We start from the raw sequence: 15,820 nt of genomic DNA, 5'->3' as shown, positions 1-15,820 counted from the left end.
CCATGTCCCTGCAAACCCGACACTACATCGTCGGCGTCGTCGGCGCTGCCACGATCGCCGGACTTGGCTGGCTCGCCTTTCGGACCGAGCCCGTGTCGGTCGACATCGCTGAACTTGCCCGCGGCCCGATGCTGGTGACGGTGAATGCGGATGGAGAAACCCGGATCCGCGACGTCTTCGAGGTTTCCGCACCCATTTCCGGCACCGCCCGGCGCGCACCTGTCGAGGTGGGCGACCCGGTGACCCAAGGCGAAACAGTGGTCGCGGTGGTCGAGCCGGCGGCGCCCACGCTTCTCGACACGCGCTCGCGCGAACAGGCCCAGGCCGCGGTCAGGGAAGCCGAGGCGGCGCTCCGGCTCGCGGAAGCGCAGTTCCGCCAGACCGAGGAGGAACTCGCCTATGCGCAGAGCCAGTACAACCGCGCCCGGACGCTGGCAGACCGGGGCGTGACCGCGCAGACGCAGCTTGAGGATGCGAGCCAGATCCTCTCGATCCGCCTCGCCGCCCGCGAGGCGGCGCGATCGAATGTCGCGATGTCAACCAGCGCGCTGCAGCGTTCCCGTGCGGCGCTGATCGAACCCGGCGCGGCCGCCGGTACGGGCGAACGCTGCTGCGTCACGCTTCGTGCCCCGATCACCGGCACGGTGCTGTCGGTCGACATCGTCAGCGAGGGGCCGGTCACGGCGGGCACTCCGCTCGTCTCGATCGGGCGGATCGACGATCTTGAAATCGTCGCCGATCTCCTTTCCGTCGACGCCGTGGGGTTGAAGCCCGGCGACCGCGCCATCGTTGAGCGCTGGGGCGGGGCCGATCCGCTTGAGGCGGAACTTCGCAGCCTCGAGCCCTCCGCGCGCACCAAGGTCTCGGCCCTTGGCATCGAGGAACAGCGCGTCGACGCAATCTTCGACATCTCGAGCCCGCCCGAGGCGCGGCAGGGGCTCGGCGATCACTACGCCGTCTACCTTCGCATCGTGATCTGGCAGGGCGAGGACGTGCTGCAGGTGCCGCTCTCGGCGCTCTTTCGCCGCGACGGTGGCTGGGTCGTCTTCCGCGATGAGGACGGCATCGCGACGCTGACCCCTGTCACAATCGGCCACCGCAACGGCACAGCGGCGGAAGTGACCGATGGGCTCGCACCCGGCGACCGGGTCATTCTGCATCCCTCCGACGCAATCGCCGACAAAGTGCCGGTTGTCGAGCGCCCGAAGAATTGATTCTGAGTTCCTAGAACCAACGGCTGCAAGCCCTTTGACAATCTCCTATTCCGATCTGCATTTAGGACCGGAAGAAGGAGTCACCATCACGATGCAAGCAATTTTCACCGTCCAAGGCATGAGCTGCGCATCCTGCGTCGGCAGGGTCGAACGCGCTCTGAAAGCCGTCCCCGGAGTCGCGGATGCGAGCGTGAACCTGCTTGAGAGTACGGCAAAGGTCGACCATTCCGACCAGACCGATGCGATCCGTCTCGCCGAAGCTCTGAAGAGGGCCGGCTATTCCGTCGCCGAGACCGAAGCCGCGCTGGAGATCGACGGCATGACCTGTGCGTCCTGCGTAGGCCGGGTGGAGCGTGCGCTGGAGGCCGTGCCTGGTGTGAAACAGGCGAAGGTCAATCTGGTCACGGGCTCTGCTCATGTTCGTTACTCATCCGGAGCGTCGTCGCCCGGGGCACTCGCCGACACAGTCAAGGCCGCGGGATATAAGGCCAGACCTGCGGAAGCGGATACGCCGCGTGGCGAACGCCAGGTCGACGAGGTTCACAGGCTGCGCCGCGCGTTCGCACTTTCCGCCGCGCTCGCCGCACCCGTCGTCGTACTTGCTATGGGCACGCACATGGTGCCCGCGTTCCACCACTGGGTCACGGCGACCCTGGGTGAGGCGAACTCGTGGCGCATCCAGTTCGTGCTGACCGCAGCCGTTCTCCTCGGTCCCGGTTTCCTGTTCTTCAGGCATGGCCTCCCAGCGCTTCTGCGCGGCGCGCCCGAGATGAACTCGCTCGTGGCGCTCGGCAGCCTCGCGGCGTTCACCTATTCCACCACCGCGACCTTCGCGCCCGGACTTCTGCCGGAAGCCGCGCGCGGCGTTTACTACGAGGCCGCTGCGATGATCGTGACGCTGATCCTCCTCGGTCGGCTCCTCGAAGCAGGCGCGAAGGGGCGGGCCGGCGAGGCGATCCGCCGGCTCATCGGGCTGCGCCCCGAGACCGCGCGCGTGGTGCGGGATGGCAGGGCCGTCGACATCCCGGTTGATGCGGTTCGGCCCGGCGACATCGTCCGCCTCGCCCCCGGCGAGCGCGTCGCCGTCGATGGCGCAATCACCGAAGGTCACGGCTGGATCGACGAATCCATGCTGACCGGCGAACCCGCCCCGGTCGAAAAGCAATCGGGTACAACCGTCACTGGCGGCACCGTGAACGGCCAGTCCGCGTTGACCTATCGCGTCACCGCGACGGGCGCCGACACCGTGCTCGCGCGGATCATCGCGATGGTCGCCGATGCACAGGGCGCGAAGCTGCCTGTCCAGGCGCTCGTCGACCGGATCACGCTCTGGTTCGTCCCGGCGGTCATGGCGCTCGCCGTTCTGGCCTTTGCCGTTTGGCTGATCGTCGGCCCCGCGCCCGCGCTCACCTATGCGCTCGTCGTGGGGATCTCGGTCCTGATCATCGCCTGCCCCTGCGCAATGGGGCTCGCCACGCCGGTGTCGATCCTAGTCGGCACCGGGCGCGGCGCCGAACTCGGCGTGCTGTTTCGGCGGGGCGACGCGCTTCAGCGACTGTCCGGGGCCCGGATTGTCGCCTTCGACAAGACTGGCACGCTGACCGAGGGCGCGCCGCGACTGACTGACATCGAGGTCGTGAATGGGTTCGACGAAGCGAGCGTGCTCGCTCTCGCCGCCTCGGCGGAGGCGCGCTCGGAGCACCCCCTTGCCCGCGCGATCGTCGCCGAAGTCGAGGCGCGCGACCTCGCCATACCCGCGGCATCGGAGGCCGAAGCGCTTGCGGGGCGCGGCCTGAAAGCGCGTGTGAACGGCAAGGCCATGCTGATCGGCAACGCCCACGCGCTTCGCGAGACGGGCATCGATCCCGGCGGCCTCGCAGGAACGGCGGACCGCCTCGCCGCTGAGGCCAAGACGCCGATCTACGTCGCGATCGACGGTACGCTCGCTGCGGTGATCGCCGTCTCCGACCCGGTAAAAAAGGGCGCCTGGGCGGCCATCGCGGCCCTGCACGACATGGGTGTGAAAACCGCGATGATCTCCGGCGACACACGCGCGACGGCCGAGGCGATAGCGCGCGACCTCGGCATTGACCATGTCGCGGCGGAGGTCCTGCCCGAAGGCAAGGTCGAGGCGCTCGCCGGGCTCGGCGAGAAGGGGACGACCGCCTTCGTAGGCGACGGGATCAACGACGCCCCCGCTCTCGCCGCCGCCGATATCGGCATCGCGATGGGCACCGGCACCGACGTCGCGATCGAGGCGGCGGAGGTCGTTCTGATGACCGGCGATCCGGGCGCGGTCGCCGATGCCGTCCGCCTCTCGCGCGCGACGATGCGCAATATCCGGCAGAACCTCTTCTGGGCCTTCGGTTACAATGTCCTCTTGATCCCGGTCGCCGCCGGTGCGCTCTATCCGCTCAATGGGATGCTGCTGTCACCCATGCTCGCCGCGGGCGCGATGGCGCTTTCGTCGGTGTTCGTCGTCACGAATGCGCTCCGGCTGCGCCGCGCGGGGCCGTGGCGGCGAGCCGTCTAGGTTCCCTCCCCTGCAATCCTGCTATCGTTCGCTGAACCGCCGTCCCTCACTCGCGCGCGCGCAGAACCTCGGCAGGCCGCGCTGAGAGCGGGCGCAGGGCGAAGAGAAGCCCGGTGATCAGCGTCGAAAGCGCGCCGCCCGTGACAATCGCGAGCGCCGAGGCCGGTTCGAACCGGTAGTCTCCCTCCATCACGAAGACCATCACCGCCCAGCCCGCGCCCGCGCCGAACACCACCGCGACAAATCCCGCCGCGGCCCCCATCAGCGCCGACCGAAGGGCAAAGCTCCGCAGCACCGTGGCCCGCGTGGCGCCCAGGGTCTTCAGCACCGCAGCTTCGAAAATGCGCGCCCGCTCGCCCGCCGCTGCGGCGCCGATCAGCACGACAACGCCGGTCAGGAGCGTCACGCCCGCCGCCAGCGCCGTTGCCCGCGCGATCGCAGCCAGCGCCTCCGACACCCGGTCAACGACATCGCGCACCCGGATCGCGGTGATGTTCGGATAGGCCGTCGCGAGGTCGCGCAGGATCGCCGCCTCGGCGGCCTCCTCCGCATAGACCGTAGCGATCCAACTGTGCGGTGCGCCCTGAAGCGCGGCCGGGTTCATCGCCATCACGAAGCCGATCCCGGCCGTTCCAAAATCGACTTCCCTGAGGGAGGTGATCTTCGCCTCGACATCGCGGCCAAGGACGTTGACGGTGACCATGTCGCCAAGTTTCAGCCCCATCTCCTCGGCCTCTTCGGCCGAGAAGCTCATGACGGGTGTGCCCGCGTAATCCTCGGGCCACCATGCGCCTTCCGTGATCCGCGTGTCGGCCGGCGGCGCGGCCGAATAGGTCAGGCCCCGGTCGCCCCTCAACACCCAGTGATCGCCCGCCACTTCGCGCGCGTCGCCGCCGTTGATCTTCGTGATCACGCCACGCAGCATGGGGGCGCTGTCGACCTTGCTGACGGCCGGGTCGTCCTCAAGCCGTGCCCGGAAACCTTCGATCTGGTCGGGCTGGATGTCGACGAAGAAATAGGCCGGGGCGACCTCGGGCAGGTCGCGCGCGATGGCGTCCCTGAGATTCGCGTCGATCTGGCCGACCGCCGCGAGGACTGACAGACCGAGCCCAAGCGACAAGACCACCGCGGTCGCCTCCTCGCGTGGGCCGCCGATCGCGGCGAGCGCGAGCCTGAGCGCCGGTCGTCCGCGGGCGCGCCCAGACAGACGCCGCGCAAGCCAGCGCAGCGCAAGCGCCGCCAAGGTCAGCACAACGAGCGCCGCAGCCACACCGCCGAGCGTGCCGAGCGCGAGCCGGGGCACGCCAGACAGGACAACCGCGATGGTGCCCAGCGCTCCGGCGAGGCCGAGAAGAACGGCGCCGAGCCGCGCGCCCGGCAGCGCGCGCCGCCCCGGCCCGAGATCGCGGAAGAGCGCCGCCGCGCGCACCTCGCGCGTCCGGGCAAGCGGCCAAAGGGCAAAGAGAGCGGCGGTGAGAAGCCCGTAGAGCGCCGCTTCGGCCAGCGGGCGCGGCGCAATGACGATCTCCAGCGGGATCGGCATTCGCTCAGCGATGAGTGGCGCTGCCACCAGCGGCAGGCCCGCACCGAGGATGAGCCCGGCGATTACGCCGACGAGCGCGAGCATTCCCACCTGGATCAGGTAAACCGCGAAGATCGTGCCGCTTTCGGCACCCAGCGCCCTGAGCGCCGCCATCGTCTCGACCCGGCCCTCGAGGTAGGAGCGCACCGCAGCCCCGATCCCGACCCCTCCGACGGCGAGCCCGGCCAATCCGACCAGGACGAGGAACGAGCCCATCCGGTCCACGAAGCGCTGCATCCCCGGCGCGCCCCTCCGCGCGTCGCGCCAGCGCAGGCCCGTATCCTGAAAAGCGGCCAAGGCCGCGCGGCGGACGGTTTCAACCTGCGCCCCCTCGGGCAGTAGAAGCCGGTAATGCGTGTCAAAAAGGCTGCCCGGCTCCAAAAGGCCCGATCCTTCGAGATCGGCGGTCCCGACGATGGTGCGCGGGCCGAGCGTGAAGCCCATCGTCGCGCCGTCGGGTTCAAGCGCGATCCGGGCCGTCATCGCGAATTCCTTCACGCCGAGCCGTAACCGGTCGCCGGGCACAAGCCCCAGCCGGTCGGCGAGGACCGGGTCGACGACGGCGCCCGGCACTCCGTCCCGCGACGCCAGCGCCTCGGCGAGCGGCATCGGCGGGTCGAGCGCGACCTCTCCGATCAGCGGATAGGCCGCGTCCACCGCCTTGACCTGCGTGAGCGCGCGCTCGGCCGCCTCGCCCTCGCGCGTGACGGCCATCGAGCGGAAATCGACGATCTCCGAGACACGGACGGCGTGGGCGTCCATGAAGGCGCGCTCTTCGTCGCTGGCAAACCGATAAGTGAAGGACATCTGCGCATCGCCACCCAACAGAACCGCGCCCTGAGCGGTGATCGCGTCACTGATGGCGCTCCGTACCGTGCCCACGGCGGCGATCGCTGCGACGCCGAGCATGAGGCAGAGCAGGAATACGGTGAACCCGCCGATCCCGCCGCGCATCTCGCGCCGGGCGAACCGGGCGGCGAGCTGAAGATTCATTCGGCCACCTTCGCCGCGGCGGAAAGCCCCTCGCCCTCGATCTGGCCGTCGAGCAGCCGCACGATGCGGTCGCAACGCCGGGCGAGTTCCGGCGCATGCGTAACGAGGACGAGCGTCGCGCCGTGCCGGTCGCGAAGCCCGAAGAGAAGCTCCATGATCGCCTCGCCCGTCGCGCCGTCGAGATTGCCCGTCGGTTCGTCAGCCAGAAAGATCTGTGGCCGGGGCGCCGCCGCACGGGCAAGCGCCACGCGCTGCTGCTCGCCGCCCGAAAGCTGCGCGGGATAGTGGTCCATGCGCGATCCAAGCCCCATCGCTCGCAACTCGGCCTCCGCACGGTCGAACGCATCGCGAACGCCGGCAAGCTCCAAAGGCACCGCGACATTTTCAAGGGCGGTCATCGTTGGTATGAGGTGGAAGGACTGAAACACGATGCCCATATTGCCCCGGCGGAACCGGGCCAGAGCATCCTCGTTCATCCGGGTCAGATCTTGGTCAAGCGCCCGGACTTGCCCCGAGGTGGCGCGCTCGAGCCCGCCCATGAGCATGAGGAGCGACGACTTGCCAGACCCCGACGGACCGACGAGCCCGAGACTTTCGCCGCGCCCGACGGTCAGCGTGATGTCCTTCAGGATTTCCAGCGGCCCCGCATTGCCTTCAAGGATCAGCCCGGCGTCATTAAGTTCAAGAATCTTTTCGCGCATCCGCCGTGTCCGCCCGTCTGCCTCTACCAAGGCATATGGGGCAATACGCGCTCGAGGCAAGCATGTGCCCGCTCTCTGCCTGGTGCTTGGACTGCTCTGGACGGGCCCCGTCATTGCGGAATCGGCCGAGATTATCGCGCTTGGCGACAGTCTGACGGCGGGCTACGGGCTGCCCGCCGAAGCCGGCTTCGTGCCGCAGATGCAGGCGTGGCTCGTGGCGGAAGGCGTGGAAGCGCATATCGTGAATGCCGGCGTGTCCGGCGATACGACGGCGGGGGCACTCGCACGGCTCGACTGGGCGCTCGCCCCGGAGGCGGACGCGGTCATCGTCACGCTCGGCGGCAACGACCTTCTGCGCGGACTTCCTCCAGAGGAAGCGCGCGCCAATCTCGACACGATCCTGTCGCGAATCGCCGCGCGCGGGCTTCCGGTCCTCTTGGTGCCGATCACGGCGCCGGGCAATTACGGGCCCGAGTACAAGGCCGCCTTCGACGCGATCTACATTGATCTGGCGGCGGAGCATGGCGCGCTGCTGTCCGAGCCGTTCCTCGCCCCTATCCTCGTCCTGCCGGATCGGCAGGCGGCCATGACCGAATACGTCCAGCCCGATGGATTGCATCCCAACGCGAAAGGCGTGGCGCTGGTTGTGGAGGCGCTGGGGCCCGAGGTCGAAAGGCTTCTGGCCCGCGTGAAGTGACGAGGTGCAGGACACTTCAGCGATCGCCCTCGTCAACCTCGTATTGCTGAAAGAGCCGGTTCTGAGACATGAAGAAAAGGAAGATCGCGGCGGTCAGACCAAAGGTCTTGAAGTTAACCCAGGCCTGGTCCGACATCGTGCGCCAGATCACTTCGTTTAAAACCGCCAAACCCGCAAAGAACGCCGCCAGTCTCCGGGTCAGGATCATCCAGCCTTCATGCTTCAATGGCATGACCTCGTCCATCGCGAGTGCAAGGTAGGAGCGTCCTTGCAAAAGCCCTGCGCCGAGGATCCCGGCGAAGAGAAGGTAAATGATCGTGGGCTTCATCTTGAAGAAACGCTCGTCGTTCAGCCAGACTGAAAGTCCGCCGAAGACGATCACCAGAACGAGCGTCGCGATCTGCATGGGCGAAAGCCGCCCGGTCAGCCGCCAGAGGATCAACGTCGTGCCCGCAAGTAGCGGAACGAAGCCCGCCGTGGCGAGGATGAAGCCGCCATACTCGGCGCCATTGATTGTCACCGTGGCGTCCTTCAACCGCGTGAAGGCGACGAAGAAGGCGATGATGGGGCCCAGTTCCAGCCCCAGTTTCAGCCAAGGATTGATCTTCTTTCCAGCCATCCGCCTCACCCCGTCAGTTTCACGATCACCGCGCCAAGCGCGATCAACGCCATCAATGTCAGCCGCCGCGGCCCGACCCGGTCGCCGAGCACGAGCCAGGCGATCAGGGCCGCGAAGACGGTCGATGTCTCGCGTACGACCGCCGCCTCTCCGACCTTGCCCAGCCGCGTGGCGAGCATCACCGCTCCGAAGCTGAAATAGGCAACGAATGCGCCGATAACACCCCGTTGCAGGAGTGGCACGAATTCCGACGACGGCAGGCTCCGCCAGCGGCGCCACGTATAGACCGGCATGAAGATGCCGTCGATGAAGAAGAACCAGGCGAGGAACGTGAAAGGATCGGCCGTCGCCCGAATGCCGTAGGCGTCGTAGGTCGTATAAAGGGCAACGAAGCAACCCGTGACGACCGCCCAGATCAGCGCTGGCACCATCGTTTCGCGGTCCACCGTGATCGTGCGGAGATTGTAGATGGCAAGCCCGAAAATCCCGGCCATGAGAATGCCGACGCCAAGCCACTGGCCGGACGTGAAATGCTCGCCAAAGAGGATGCCCGCACCGATGACGGCGAAGAACGGGCCGGTGCCGCGCACGACCGGATAGACAACCGCGTAGGCCCCCCGCTGGTAGGTCATCGCCTGCGCGATCTTGTAGCCGACATGAATGACGAAGGCGCCGGCGAAGATCGGCCACATGTGCGGCTCGGGCCATGGCACGACGAAAAGCGCGAGGGGCGCGGCGATGATCCCGTAGCTCGCGTCGATTGCGGCGCGCGACAGCCAGGGATCGTGCCGCCCCTTCTGGAGAGCGCCGAACAGCGCGTGGAGAAAGGCGGCCATGAGCGCGAGTGCAAGCGCCATGCGACGCCCCAGATCTGTGCCTTCGATCGAGACGAGCCAGTCGCTCATCGGCCGTCCCACCGTGCCGCGCGGAACAAGGCGGCGCACCGACGCGTTGTGGCGGGCACTGAAGGAATATCGGCGATGCTTGAGCAACTGGCGCAAATCGCGGGCGCCCCATACACGAATATTTCCACGGAAACAGGCGTGCTGCGGATGCTTGCCGCAATGATTCTCGGCGGCATGATCGGGTTCGAACGAGAGACGCATTCGAAAGAAGCCGGGCTCCGGACGCACATACTTATCTCGCTCGCCGCCTGCCTGTTCACGCTTGTTGCCTTCGATCTCGTCCTCCTGCCCGCGCCGGGCGAGGCGGACTTGCACGTCGACCCCCTGCGACTTGTAGAGGCCGTTACCACCGGTGTCGCGTTTCTGGCGGCGGGTACGATCATCACGCGGGGCACGCAAGTACGCGGTCTAACGACCGGAGCTGGCATGTGGATGGCCGGCGCTATCGGCCTTGCTTGCGGGATCGGCAACCTACGGCTCGCCGGTCTGGCGACCATGATCGCCTTACTCGTCCTTTGGGTCATGAGGGTGATCTCACGCGCCGTCGGCGATGACGGGGAATCGGCCAAGTCCGACTGACGTCGCTTTCGCCGAAAGTGACCATGTCACGCGGCCTCGACTCCCACCAGCGCGCGGGCGAAATCTTCCGGGTCGAATGGTGAGAGGTCGTCGATCTTCTCGCCGACGCCGACGGCGTGGATCGGAAGGCCGAACTTGTCGGCCAACGCGACGAGAACGCCTCCCTTCGCAGTGCCGTCGAGCTTGGTCATGACGAGGCCCGAGACGTCGGCAAGTTTCTGGAAGGTCTCGACCTGAGAGAGCGCATTCTGACCCGTTGTCGCGTCGAGCACGAGAAGCGTGTTGTGCGGCGCATTCGGGTCTTTCTTGCGGATCACGCGGACGATCTTCGCGAGTTCCTCCATCAGGTCCTGGCGGTTCTGAAGGCGCCCGGCGGTGTCGATCATCAGAAGATCGGCGCCATCTTCCTGCGCCTTCGTCATCGCGTCGAAGGCGAGCGAGGCCGGATCGGACCCCTCCGGCGCGGTCATCACCGGCACACCCGCGCGGTCACCCCAGACCTGAAGCTGTTCGACGGCGGCGGCACGGAACGTGTCGCCCGCCGCGATCACCACCTTTTTTCCGGCGGCACGGAACTGGCTGGCGAGCTTGCCGATCGTCGTGGTCTTGCCAGAGCCATTCACACCGACGACGAGCACGACCTGCGGCTTCGACGGATAAAGCGGCATTGGCTTTGCCACCGGCTCCATGATCCGGGAGACCTCGCCCGCCAGAAGCGCCTTGATTTCTGGCACCGACAGCTTGCGCCCCATGCGACCCTCCGCAAGGTTCGCGGCCACACGAAGTGCCGTTTCGACGCCCATATCCGACTGGATCAAAAGCTCTTCCAGGCTTTCGAGCATCGCGTCGTCGAGCACCCGGCGGGGCGCGGCAGGCGCTCCCGGGCGCCTGAATAGCCGGTCGAGCAAGCCGGGGCGGGTGGCCGCCGCCACATCCGTGTCGTCCATGTCGTCGAGCGGAATCTCCAGCGGCCCCGGAAAGGGAATCTCCGCGGGCGCAGGCTCGGGCAGTTCGCTGGGCGCGACGGGCGTTTCCTGGGGCGTGGAAGGCGGCGCTTCCGGAACCGGCCGGGGAATCTCGGTCGGCGTCGGGGTCGGCCCGGGCTCGGGCGCGGGTTCCGGCACGATCTCGGGGCCGGGCTCGGGCGTGGGCTCATGCTCGGGCTCTGGGACCGGCTCTGGTTCCGGTTCCGGTGCGGGTTCCGGCTCCGGTGCAGGTTCGGGCTTGGGTGCGGGGACGGGTTCCGGTTCAGGCGTCGGCTGTGAAGGCTCGGTTTCAGGCTCCGCGCCTTCAGCGACGATGGCTTCAAGCCCCGCCTCGAGCTTCGAGGATGACTTGAACAGCTTGTCCTTGAGCTTGCCAAAAAACGACATACCGCCCCCGGCTGGTGAGTCCCGTCTCTCACCTAGTCAATAAGCGGCCCTGAGGGAAGGGTCAGGCAGAGAATGCGGTCGCAAGTCCGACGAGAATCAGCAACTGTCCGCCCCAGTATGCAGGCCATAGCAGACGCGCGAGACCCCGGCGCGTATCCGGCGCGGCGACCACGAAGGTCTCGAGCGCGAGGAGGAGGTCCGATAGGATGAATAGCCCGGCCCCGGCGATCGCGATCACGGCCCCGCTCACGTCGGCGCTAATAGATAGTGCGGTGTACGCCATCAGCGTGATGACCACCACATAGCCGCGGACAGGCCAACGAAGCGCGCCCGTGTGCGGTGCGAGCCAGACCTCGGTCGAGAGCGCAAGCGCCAGGAGAAGCAGCGCGGGCAGAACCGGCAGCGCGTCCGCGCCCACCGCCAGAAACGCCCCGGCATAGGCGAGATGACCGGCCGCGAAGGCGGCCATCCCAGCCATGAACGCCTGGTTTCCCGGCCGCGACAGGAAAAAATCTCCGAGCGCGCCCAGCGCGAGACCCGCGACGACCATCCAAGGGGCACCAAGCGGTAAGCCAGAGGCAGCGAGAGCGGCCGTGGCAGCAGTCTTCACCGCGCTTTTCGAAGCCGACGGCGCCGCACCGGCGAAGCGGACACCGTAGAGCGCGGCGAGCGCGGCGCCAAACCCGATGAATGCCCACGCAGATCCCGTCATTTCTTCAATCCGGCCACATCTCCAAGGGTACTGTGAGGGAGACAAGGCCCCTTTACACGACATGCGTCAATCAGATCTTCGGCTTGGCGCAGCGGAAACAATCGCGGCGCAGATCGAAGTTTGGAGGCCACTTCGCCAAGATTTTGCCTTGAAGATCGCGTATTCGGCGAAATATGAACCCAAGGAATCTCCTCCCCTGGAAGCGTCGGAAGCTGCGCTCTGCAAAGCCCGAGGCGGTCGCGCCCCTGACTGAACCAGCGGACGTTCCGGCCCCCGAACCCGAGGACGAAGAGCTGTCCGCCGGGAACGAGGCCGCCGTGGCCGCCGTCATGTCGGTGCTGTCCGGCAACGCCCCGGATGCCGCGACTGGACCGACTGCGTCGCCAACGGACGCACCGCGCAAGCGCGCTGCGAAGCCTGACCTCCGCGTCGTTGGCGAAAGCGCGTCGACGGAACCCACCCAGGACGCCCCCACTGGCCCGGAGGCGCCCTCGTCCCAGGCGAAGCGGGCGCGCAAGGTCGCAAAAGAGGCTTCGGCGTCCCGCGGACAGCCCGCAGAGGCGGACGCACCCGCGACTACCGTGAAGCCCAAGCAGATGCGGCAGGAGGACACGCAGGAAGGGACGGATGCGGCTCTCGCCGCCATGCGACCGGCGCGCAAGAGACGCGCATTGCCGCGATTACGCGTGCCGATGCTGGGCCTGCCGCGCGTGCAGTTCGACTTCACGGGCTGGCGGCCTCTCGCACCGTTTCTCGTCGCGACGCTCGGCCCGGTGCCGCTCTTGCTGCTTGCGGGCCTTCTCGGCGGCATCTGGTGCCTTCTCGCGCTCTTGTCGATGACGGCGGTGCATCTCACCCTCGACGAAATCGCCAAGCGGCGGGGCCTTGCGCTAAAGCGCACCGAGACGCCCGAACCCGGGACGATACTCCGCGCGCAACGCCTGTCGCTCTACCTCGCGGGACTGCATTTCCTGATGCTGCCCTTCGCGGTCTGGGCGTTGTCCGGCGCGGCCGGGTTCGGCTTGTTCGGCTGGATTGCAACGTTTCTCGCCTTCGGCCTATGGTTCGGCCAAGTCTCCAACTCGAATGCGCACGAACTGATCCACCGCTCCGAGCGCTGGCCGTTCAGGGCGGGACTGTGGGTCTACATCTCGCTGCTCTTCGGGCATCACACCTCGGCGCACCGGCTTGTCCACCACCGCTTCGTCGCGACGACGGACGACCCGAACACTGCCGCGGAGGGCGAGAATTTCTACATGTTCGCCGCCCGCGCATGGCCCGGCGCCTTCGTCGCGGGCTACGAGATGGAACGAAACCTGCGCGAGGGGCGCGAACCGGGCGGGTTCGCCGATCTCAATCCCTACTGGATCTATCTCGCGGGCGGGGCGGCGTTCGTGATCGGCATGGGCTTGGCCTTCGGCCTCGACGGGCTTCTGGCCTACCTGCTGCTTGCCGCCCACGCGCAGCTTCAGCTTCTCCTGTCGGACTACGTGCAGCATTACGGCCTTCTGCGGCGCAGGCTGCCCTCAGGCGCGCTCGAACCGGCGAGTCTGCAGCACAGCTGGGATGCGCCGCATCCGGTTTCGGGGTTCATGCTCCTGAACGGGTCGCGCCACTCGGACCATCACGCCCATCCGAGCCGGGCCTATCCGGCGCTCAGGCTGTCCCCGACGGCGCGCGCGCCGCAGCTGCCCCACTCACTGCCCGTGATGGCGACGATCGCGCTGGTCCCCACACTTTGGCACCGGCTGATGGATCGGCGGCTTGCCGCGCTGAAGGCCGGCCGCGCGGCCTGACGGCACTGGCGCCCCGCGGTCTTCTCTGTCATGGTCAAGGCCCATGCAGATGAGACGACACTGTTCCATGCGCGCCAGTCTATTCGCTGCCGCTCTCATTGCCTTCGCCGCGCCGCTTCCGGCAGCGGAGCGGGGCGCGCCGCTCACGGCGGAAGAGTTTGACGCCGCGACCGTCGGGCGGACGCTTTTCTACAATTCCGGCGGCGAGCCTTACGGGGTCGAGCAGTACCTTCCCGGCCGCCGGGTGATCTGGGCGTTTCTCGGCGACGATTGCCGCAAGGGGCGATGGTACGAGGAAGGCTCCGAGATCTGCTTCGTCTACGAGGACAATCCCGAACCGCAGTGCTGGACCTTCTGGGACGGCGACGAAGGGCTTGTCGCGCGCTTCCGTGGCGATCCGCTCGGCTTGCCGCTGATCGCGGTCGAGGAAAGCCCCGAGCCGATGGCCTGCCTCGGGCCGAACGTGGGCGTCTGAACCTAGTGGACGTCGTATCGCTTGCGCGATCCGGTCCGCCGGGGGCTGCCGCCCCCGACCAACAGGATGGTTGGTCAATGAGCAAGCCTGAAGGTCAGAACAGGCTGCCCTGATCCGGGGGCGGGTCGGATTTGGGCTTTCTGGGCTTCGGAACGCCTCCCGGCAGAACCGGGATGCGACCGTCCTGAAACTCAATCTCAAGCGATTGCGCGGATTCGGCGGCGGCGCGGGTCGTGACGACGGCACCTTCGGTTCGGACAACGGCGTAGCCACGCTTCAGCGTTTCGGCATAACCGAGCGTCAGGCGCGTCCGATCAATGCTCGACAGCCGCTCCGACAGCGCCGCGAATCGCGCTCTCTGTGCGCCGGCAAGCTGGCTTGACAGCTGATCGAGGTCCGCGCGCCTGCGGGCGTTCTCGCGTCCCGCATCACGGACAAGCCGGGCCACGGCTGGGGCGAGGCGGGCGGCACGGTCGCCCAGCCGACGACGCTCCTCGGAGATGAAACGTGAGAGCAGACCCGGATGGATGCGCGCCGCCACCCCGTTGAACGCGGCGCGCTTTCGGGTCGCGGCGGCGCCGAGTGCGGGGCCGAGCCGGTCGGACCATTGATCGAGGCTCTGTCGTGCCGGATCGAGAAGGCTTTCGGGCCGGCCCAATGCGCGCGAAAGGTCGGTCAGGCGCTGGCGCCGGATTTCGGCGCGTTGGCTGACCGCGCGCGCGAGCCGCGCACCCTGATCGCCCAGCCAGGAGAGAAGTTCCATGCGGACCGGAACCGCCATCTCGGCCGCCGCCGAAGGCGTCGGCGCGCGCCGGTCTGCGGCGTGGTCGATGAGGGTAGTGTCAGTCTCGTGCCCGACCGCCGAAATAAGTGGAATGGTGCTTTCGGCGACGGCGCGGACGACGATTTCTTCGTTGAAGCCCCAAAGATCCTCCAGCGATCCGCCGCCGCGGGCGACAATCAGTAAATCGGGGCGCGGGATCGGGCCGCCTTCGGGCAGGGCATTGAAACCACGGATCGCGGCAGCGACCTCGGGGGCACATTTCTCGCCCTGCACGGCCACCGGCCAGATGAGAACGCGGCGCGGAAATCGGTCGCAGAGCCGATGGAGGATATCTCGGATCACCGCGCCCGACGGCGAGGTGACGACACCGATCACCCGCGGAAGGAACGGGATGGCCTTCTTGCGTTCGGGTGCGAACAGGCCCTCGGCGGCAAGAGCGGCCTTGCGCTTTTCCAGCATCATCATGAGCGCGCCCATTCCCGCGGGCGCGATGTCTTCGACGATGAGCTGGTATTTCGACTGGCCGGGGAATGTTGTCAGCCGGCCGGTCGCGATGACCTCCATACCCTCCTCGGGCTTCACCGACAGCCGCGCCGCCTGCCCCTTCCAACTGACGGCGGCCAGAACCGACCGGTCGTCCTTGAGGTCGAAGTAGATATGGCCTGAAGCGGGGCGCGACACGCGGCCGATCTCGCCCCGCACGCGGACATGGCCGAATTCGCCCTCGATCATACGCTTCACGGCACCCGAAATCTCCGAGACCGTGAATTCCGGGGCGTTCTGGCGGGGGCCGCTGTCTTCGAAGATGTCCATGGGTCGCCTTGTATCCTCCGCGGACCGACCTTAGAACGCCGCGC

Annotated in this window: 13 protein-coding genes; 6 read left to right on the top strand and 7 right to left on the bottom strand. The window is 67.4% G+C overall.

Annotated features, from left to right (window positions below; translation table 11 throughout):
- The first annotated feature begins 2 nt into the window (after window positions 1-2).
- Together DEA8626_RS01425 and DEA8626_RS01420 are read left to right on the top strand one after the other, a co-directional pair.
- Entirely contained in the window at window positions 3-1,214 is a 1,212-nt protein-coding gene (locus tag DEA8626_RS01425; RefSeq protein WP_108851285.1) for an efflux RND transporter periplasmic adaptor subunit, read from the top strand.
- 91 nt (window positions 1,215-1,305) lie between these two features.
- On the top strand, window positions 1,306-3,747 hold the full coding sequence (locus DEA8626_RS01420) for a heavy metal translocating P-type ATPase (protein WP_245890686.1): 2,442 nt from the start codon (window positions 1,306-1,308) through the stop codon (window positions 3,745-3,747).
- Between the two features lie 46 nt (window positions 3,748-3,793).
- Here the strand turns inward: DEA8626_RS01420 and DEA8626_RS01415 are convergent, their stop codons facing one another.
- Together DEA8626_RS01415 and DEA8626_RS01410 are read right to left on the bottom strand one after the other, a co-directional pair.
- Window positions 3,794-6,322, bottom strand: a complete 2,529-nt coding sequence (locus DEA8626_RS01415; RefSeq protein ID WP_108851284.1) for an ABC transporter permease — start codon at window positions 6,320-6,322, stop codon at window positions 3,794-3,796.
- Window positions 6,319-7,023: an ABC transporter ATP-binding protein gene (locus DEA8626_RS01410; protein WP_108851283.1), complete on the bottom strand. Its 705-nt coding sequence runs from the start codon at window positions 7,021-7,023 to the stop codon at window positions 6,319-6,321. Before DEA8626_RS01410 ends, DEA8626_RS01415 begins: the two co-directional genes overlap by 4 nt.
- A gap of 64 nt (window positions 7,024-7,087) precedes the next feature.
- On the opposite strand from DEA8626_RS01410, the gene DEA8626_RS01405 reads away from it, so the two are divergent.
- A complete protein-coding gene (locus DEA8626_RS01405) occupies window positions 7,088-7,720 on the top strand; it encodes an arylesterase (protein WP_245890684.1) in 633 nt (210 codons plus the stop codon).
- Between the two features lie 16 nt (window positions 7,721-7,736).
- On the opposite strand, the gene DEA8626_RS01400 is transcribed toward DEA8626_RS01405, so the two are convergent.
- A complete protein-coding gene (locus tag DEA8626_RS01400) occupies window positions 7,737-8,339 on the bottom strand; it encodes an inner membrane-spanning protein YciB (RefSeq protein WP_108851282.1) in 603 nt (200 codons plus the stop codon).
- 5 nt (window positions 8,340-8,344) lie between these two features.
- Window positions 8,345-9,244 carry an EamA family transporter gene (locus DEA8626_RS01395; protein WP_108851281.1) on the bottom strand — a complete coding sequence of 300 codons (900 nt, stop codon included), beginning with the start codon at window positions 9,242-9,244 and terminating at the stop codon, window positions 8,345-8,347.
- Between the two features lie 75 nt (window positions 9,245-9,319).
- On the opposite strand from DEA8626_RS01395, the gene DEA8626_RS01390 reads away from it, so the two are divergent.
- Window positions 9,320-9,823 carry an MgtC/SapB family protein gene (locus DEA8626_RS01390; protein ID WP_108851280.1) on the top strand — a complete coding sequence of 168 codons (504 nt, stop codon included), beginning with the start codon at window positions 9,320-9,322 and terminating at the stop codon, window positions 9,821-9,823.
- 26 nt (window positions 9,824-9,849) lie between these two features.
- Here the strand turns inward: DEA8626_RS01390 and ftsY are convergent, their stop codons facing one another.
- Window positions 9,850-11,196, bottom strand: a complete 1,347-nt coding sequence (gene ftsY / locus DEA8626_RS01385) for a signal recognition particle-docking protein FtsY (protein WP_108851279.1) — start codon at window positions 11,194-11,196, stop codon at window positions 9,850-9,852.
- 61 nt (window positions 11,197-11,257) lie between these two features.
- Complete coding sequence (locus tag DEA8626_RS01380; RefSeq protein WP_181366325.1) at window positions 11,258-11,908, bottom strand: lysoplasmalogenase family protein; 651 nt, start codon at window positions 11,906-11,908, stop codon at window positions 11,258-11,260.
- A 173-nt stretch (window positions 11,909-12,081) separates the two neighbouring features.
- On the opposite strand from DEA8626_RS01380, the gene DEA8626_RS01375 reads away from it, so the two are divergent.
- Window positions 12,082-13,704: a fatty acid desaturase gene (locus tag DEA8626_RS01375; RefSeq protein WP_306418083.1), complete on the top strand. Its 1,623-nt coding sequence runs from the start codon at window positions 12,082-12,084 to the stop codon at window positions 13,702-13,704.
- Window positions 13,705-13,771: 67 nt separating this feature from the next.
- Window positions 13,772-14,179 (top strand): hypothetical protein, encoded by a 408-nt coding sequence (locus DEA8626_RS01370; protein WP_108851277.1) that lies wholly within the window; start codon window positions 13,772-13,774, stop codon window positions 14,177-14,179.
- A gap of 94 nt (window positions 14,180-14,273) precedes the next feature.
- Here the strand turns inward: DEA8626_RS01370 and xseA are convergent, their stop codons facing one another.
- Window positions 14,274-15,776, bottom strand: a complete 1,503-nt coding sequence (xseA, locus tag DEA8626_RS01365; protein ID WP_108851276.1) for an exodeoxyribonuclease VII large subunit — start codon at window positions 15,774-15,776, stop codon at window positions 14,274-14,276.
- Between the last annotated feature and the right edge of the window lie 44 nt (window positions 15,777-15,820).

This window comes from Defluviimonas aquaemixtae, assembly GCF_900302475.1.
GTDB lineage: Bacteria > Pseudomonadota > Alphaproteobacteria > Rhodobacterales > Rhodobacteraceae > Albidovulum > Albidovulum aquaemixtae.
This window is presented reverse-complemented; position numbering and strand designations above follow the sequence as displayed.